The 4,296-nt window shown below is 71.5% G+C and carries 6 protein-coding genes; 2 read left to right on the top strand and 4 right to left on the bottom strand.

Annotation, left to right across the window (positions count from 1 at the left end; genetic code table 11):
* Both KME75_RS40260 and KME75_RS40255 read right to left on the bottom strand, forming a co-directional pair.
* Window positions 1-800: NAD-dependent epimerase/dehydratase family protein (locus tag KME75_RS40260; RefSeq protein WP_219420255.1), on the bottom strand; the 800-nt coding region annotated here is incomplete at its 3' end.
* 764 nt (window positions 801-1,564) lie between these two features.
* Window positions 1,565-1,927 carry a hypothetical protein gene (locus KME75_RS40255; RefSeq protein WP_219420254.1) on the bottom strand — a complete coding sequence of 121 codons (363 nt, stop codon included), beginning with the start codon at window positions 1,925-1,927 and terminating at the stop codon, window positions 1,565-1,567.
* A 119-nt stretch (window positions 1,928-2,046) separates the two neighbouring features.
* On the opposite strand from KME75_RS40255, the gene KME75_RS40250 reads away from it, so the two are divergent.
* Window positions 2,047-2,220 (top strand): site-specific integrase, encoded by a 174-nt coding sequence (locus KME75_RS40250; RefSeq protein ID WP_219420253.1) that lies wholly within the window; start codon window positions 2,047-2,049, stop codon window positions 2,218-2,220.
* Window positions 2,221-2,406: 186 nt separating this feature from the next.
* Here KME75_RS40250 and KME75_RS40245 read toward each other — a convergent pair whose 3' ends face one another.
* On the bottom strand, window positions 2,407-2,610 hold the full coding sequence (locus KME75_RS40245; protein WP_219420252.1) for a hypothetical protein: 204 nt from the start codon (window positions 2,608-2,610) through the stop codon (window positions 2,407-2,409).
* Between KME75_RS40245 and KME75_RS40240 the strand changes: the two genes are divergently transcribed.
* Window positions 2,609-3,106, top strand: coding sequence for a DUF6431 domain-containing protein (locus KME75_RS40240; protein ID WP_219420251.1), 498 nt, complete (start codon window positions 2,609-2,611; stop codon window positions 3,104-3,106). The genes KME75_RS40245 and KME75_RS40240 overlap by 2 nt on opposite strands.
* A gap of 582 nt (window positions 3,107-3,688) precedes the next feature.
* On the opposite strand, the gene KME75_RS40235 is transcribed toward KME75_RS40240, so the two are convergent.
* Complete coding sequence (locus tag KME75_RS40235) at window positions 3,689-4,183, bottom strand: hypothetical protein (RefSeq protein WP_219420250.1); 495 nt, start codon at window positions 4,181-4,183, stop codon at window positions 3,689-3,691.
* Between the last annotated feature and the right edge of the window lie 113 nt (window positions 4,184-4,296).

Genomic DNA, 4,296 nt, shown 5'->3' with positions numbered 1-4,296 from the left:
GGCCCCGCGGCCAACGCCAGGGCGTTGGCCGCGGCGACGTCGGTGACGTGCACGAAGTCGCGGCGCTGCCGCCCGTCCTCGAGCACGCGCGGCGCCTCCCCACGCTCCAGCGCGGACCGGAACAGCGACGCCACGCCCGCGTACGGGGTGTCTCGCGGCATCCGCGGCCCGTAGACATTGTGGTAGCGCAGCGACCAGGCGGTGCCGCCGGTCTGGCGGACCCAGGCGGCGGCGAGATGCTCCTGCGCGACCTTCGTGGCGGCGTAGGTGCTGCGCGGGTCGAGCGGGGCGTCCTCGCCCACCAGCCCCGGCACGAGGTCACGGCCGCACCTGGGGCACCGCGGCTCGTAGCGCCCCGCGTCGAGGTCTTCGGCCGTCCGCGGCCCCGGGCGGACGACCCCGTGCCGCGGGCAGTCGTAACGGCCCTCGCCGTAGACCACCATCGACCCGGCGAGCACGAGACGCTGTACGCCCGCCGCGTGCATCGCGGCGAGCAGCACCGCCGTGGCGAGATCATTGTGTGTGGCGTACGCCGGGGCGTCCGAGGGGTCGACGCCGTGGCCGACCATCGCAGCGTGGTGACAGACCGCATCCACGCCGGGCAGCAGCCCGGCCAGCAGCTCCGCGTCACCGACGTCGCCGCGGACCAGCTCGTGGCCTGCGGCCCACGGTGGGGCCGCACCGCCATGGGCCTGCGGCAGCAGCGCATCGAGGAGCAGGACGTCGTGCCCGTCCGCGACCAGGCGGTCGGCGACGTGGGATCCGATGAAGCCCGCCCCACCGGTGATCAGCACTCGCATGGGCACGGAGGCTATGGGGGACCCGGCGCAGCAACGCGCCGGGGCTACCCGACGAGGCACAGTTCACCGCGCTGCGCTACTTCACCCTCGGCGGCAGCGACCACGCCAGCCACCGCGAGCAGGCCAGCATGATCCGCCGCTACATCGCCTGGCGAAACCGCAACACCGGCCACCCGCCTCGGCAAGATCGTCCAGGGGGCAAACGTTGCCTGACGAGGCACCAGTGATGTCAGGCCCGGACCGCCGAGGTGGATGCTCGCCTTCGGCGTGATCGCTGCGGTTGGCATTTACTTCGGAAGCGGTCCGATGCTGCCCTCAGACCGATCGCGGCGCCGCCGCGAAGCTGAGCGCTGGTCTCCACTGGGCTCGCGGGCCAGGCTGCGGTCATGGCCACAGCGGTGACGGTCAACGAGGTCCTCGACGGGCATGTGACGCTCGACCTGGAGTGCCTGGACCGGATCTATCTCAACGCTTACGTGCCGAACCTGTAGGTCGGCGGGCAGGTCGTGGCGTTCCTGACCCGGCATCTGGGTTATCCAATCCCGTGCCCGGCGCTGTTCGACAAGATCGGCACCCGGTTCCGCAAGGCGGTGGCGCGGTTGCGGCGGTCGCGGTCCCCGTCGGCGGCGGGTGTCTGTTCACGTGCCGTGCCTACTGCTACCCCGTGACGATCTCGAAACGGGAGCGAGTGGAGGGCTCGGAATCGGTGAGCCCGGCGAGGCCAGTACGGGGCGTGCTGCTGTCTCCAGCGGCGCCTGCGGCGCTCACCCCGCCGCCATCTGGGTTCTCCGTTCCTGCTCGCGAGTGCTGTACGCAGCCCGGCGCACCGTCTCGTCGTCCTCCAGGCCGGACCCGACGGCGCCGGCGAGGATGCCCTTGTCGGTTGCCATGAGGCCCACCCGCGCGTAGTCGCTCCAGTCCACGTCGTGGCCGAGCACCTCGGACATATAGCCCGGCGGGATGACCAGCGCCGCCGCTGTGAGGCTGATGGTGAACAGCGCGAGGGAGGACACAAATACCCCCATGGTGATGGTGAGCACGGTGGCGGAGTTGAGCAGGTTCCTCAGTCTCTTCGACGTGCGGCGCCTCTCCCACAAGCCGTGGCCGGCGACGAGCCAGATGGCCAACGCTGCGATCGCGCCTACTGTCGTGGTGGCGCCCAGGCGCCAGGGCTCGAGGACGCGGGCCAGCAGGCTGGGGTCCGGACGGAGCGTTCCTGCGCCGGTCCAACTTCTCCCGCCGCGCGATGCGCCCGGCCGCCGACGGCACCACCCACCGCCCGCGCCCCACCATCGCCGTCGCACCGGCGGCACCCGGGCTGACCTTCCACGGCTTCCGGCACAGCCACAAGACCTGGATGATCGCCGACCACATCCCCGAGGCAGCACAAGCCCACCGGCTCGGCCACCGCATCTGTTGAGCGCCACGGTGGCTGCCGACGCGGGGGCTGGCTCCCGCCATCCACGGCGACGACGAACGATTGGTGCTGGAAGCGTTCATCGGCGCCGCCACCGTGACGACGAACCGACCCGTCTCAGCGTCGCACCGGTGCGAGCGCCACCCGGTGTCGTCAGCGTGCCGTGCCGGGCCCGGCAGGTCGGCCTGATCAACCGACCGAGGCGGGGCCGGGGTCGCCCACACCAGCTGGCCCCTCCCCGGCGGGCGCCTGGTAGACCACCCTCGTGTGCCGTGCCGCCTGTTCACCGCCGCGATGATCGGCATCGCCGACGTCGAGCAGACCGAGACCGACCTGGCCGCCGGGCAGGTCACCTGCCCGGTCTGCCACGGCCCGCTGCAGCCGTGGGGACATGCCCGCACCCGCGACGGTGCGGGACCACGGCCGGGCCACGCTGACGCTGCGACCCCGCCGGGCCCGGTGTCCGGCGTGCCGGACCACCCACGTGCTGCTGCCCGCCCTGATCGCGCCGCGACGGGCGGACACGACCGCGGTGATCGGTGCCGCGCTACGGGCCAGCGCGGCCGGCGCCGGCTACCGGCGGATCGCCGCCACCCTGGACCGGCCGGTGTCCACGGTGCGGCGCTGGATCCGCGCTGGCCGCGACCCCGAGCACGTGGCGTGGCTGCGCGCCCAGGCCGTGGAGTGGATCGCCCGGGTCGACCGTGACGTGCTGGCCGACCTGCAGCCCGAGACGGCCCAGCTGGGCGAGGCGCTGACCGCGCTGGCCGCCGCCGCGGTCACCCTCCGCGCGCGGCTCGTGCCACGGGTACCGCCATGGACGGTGATCGGCCAGATCACCCGCGGCCGCCTCGTCGTCGCCCGTCGCGTCGCGGCCGCGCCGGGCTGAGATTCCAGCCTCTTCCCGGGTCCTCGCGCGCCCGCCGCCGGTCGGCATCGTGACGATGCCGAACCCGTACCGCGAGGCCTGTCCGGCGCCACCGTGACGACCAGGCCGCCAAGATGACGATCAAGCCCGCTCGGAATGTCCGTTCTTGGTCGTCATCCTCAGTGGCGCGTTCGTCGTCATCCTCAGCGGCGGGCAACACGCATCCCCGACAAGATCCAACACATCTACAGCCATGTCGCCCCGGAACTCGAAGCCCGAACCCTGGAATGCCTGCAACAGCGCTGGAACGACGCGCTCGCCACCCTGGCCGCCGCCAACTGGACAGCCGCGGTCAGCGCACACCGCGCCCTTCCTGCCGTTCCCGATCGCCCCTACCGAGACGCCTCATGATCCTCTCCCCGGCTTGCCGAGCTCCACGCTGCCCTCCGGCCGGCCGGCCGGCCCCCCTTGATGGCTCCCCTCGCAGGCACCACGACGATGTGAGGCGATTGAAGCTGCCCAGCAAGATCGAATCGCTTGCACCGTTGCACCCGTCGTGCCGAACCTGGGTCAGGGTGTGCAGGTGAACAGACGGGCCACAGTTTACAGCTGTGCGCGGTCGAGCTTGGCGAGGAATGCTGTCTTGCGTCGGTGACGGTCGCGCAGTTCGTCCATGAAATCCCGTAAGGCGGCGGTGTCACCCGAGGATCGGTACGCGGTTCGGAGCTGCTTGACCATTCTGGTGACGCGGTCGTAGCGGTGCTTGTCGGTGCTGGTGCTCAGCTGCTTTTCGATCAGCCGCTGCAACGGTTCGACCATCTCTGCCGGGTGCGTGTGCTGTCGGAGGTCGATGAGCTGTTGCCATCGGGAGTCGGGCAGGTCGTCGCGGTGGTCGATCGCGGCCCGCCATGCATCGTCGGGCTCTCCTTCCTCCAGCAGCACCGCGACCAGGTGGTCGGCGACGGCGGCGTGCGTGGCTGCAGCATCCCGTAGGCGCGTGATCGCTTCGCGTCGGAGGGCCGGCCAGTCGCCGGTCCGTTCCGCGGTCCGGCGCAGGTCGCGGTAATGCGTCTGGGTCGGATGGCAGGGGGTCGGCAAAGTCAGATGATCTTGAGTAGTTGGAGCGGTCGACGGGCGTCGCGGGCGTGATGGCGTAGGGCCTTGGCGATGTTGGTGGCGCCCGCGAGGCGGTGCAGGCTGATCACGAGGTT

Origin of the sequence: Pseudonocardia nigra (genome assembly GCF_019396355.1) — a bacterium.
Taxonomy (GTDB): Bacteria; Actinomycetota; Actinomycetes; order Mycobacteriales; family Pseudonocardiaceae; genus Pseudonocardia; species Pseudonocardia nigra.
Note: the sequence above shows the minus strand (reverse complement) of the source record. Positions and strands in the feature narration are given on the sequence as shown.